Origin of the sequence: Streptomyces purpureus (assembly GCF_014648195.1) — a bacterium.
Lineage (GTDB): Bacteria > Actinomycetota > Actinomycetes > Streptomycetales > Streptomycetaceae > Streptomyces > Streptomyces purpureus.
Map to the genome: position 1 here is coordinate 1 of NZ_BMQQ01000082.1, position 816 is coordinate 816.

1 rRNA gene is annotated in these 816 nt (G+C 56.4%); it reads right to left on the reverse strand.

The annotated features are described in order from the left end of the window. A 23S ribosomal RNA gene (locus IEZ01_RS34455) occupies positions 1–816 on the reverse strand; the annotation flags it as partial.

Here is an 816-nt window from a genome sequence, read left to right on the forward strand (position 1 = left end):
AATGACACGACTTCGGCGGTACGCTTGAGCCCCGCTACATTGTCGGCGCGGAATCACTTGACCAGTGAGCTATTACGCACTCTTTCAAGGGTGGCTGCTTCTAAGCCAACCTCCTGGTTGTCTCTGCGACTCCACATCCTTTCCCACTTAGCGTACGCTTAGGGGCCTTAGTCGATGCTCTGGGCTGTTTCCCTCTCGACCATGGAGCTTATCCCCCACAGTCTCACTGCCGCGCTCTCACTTACCGGCATTCGGAGTTTGGCTAAGGTCAGTAACCCGGTAGGGCCCATCGCCTATCCAGTGCTCTACCTCCGGCAAGAAACACACGACGCTGCACCTAAATGCATTTCGGGGAGAACCAGCTATCACGGAGTTTGATTGGCCTTTCACCCCTAACCACAGGTCATCCCCCAGGTTTTCAACCCTGGTGGGTTCGGTCCTCCACGAAGTCTTACCTCCGCTTCAACCTGCCCATGGCTAGATCACTCCGCTTCGGGTCTTGAGCGCGCTACTGAATCGCCCTGTTCGGACTCGCTTTCGCTACGGCTTCCCCACACGGGTTAACCTCGCAACACACCGCAAACTCGCAGGCTCATTCTTCAAAAGGCACGCAGTCACGACATGCAAGCAAGCTTGCATGCGACGCTCCCACGGCTTGTAGGCACACGGTTTCAGGTACTATTTCACTCCGCTCCCGCGGTACTTTTCACCATTCCCTCACGGTACTATCCGCTATCGGTCACCAGGGAATATTTAGGCTTAGCGGGTGGTCCCGCCAGATTCACACGGGATTTCTCGGGCCCCGTGCTACTTGGG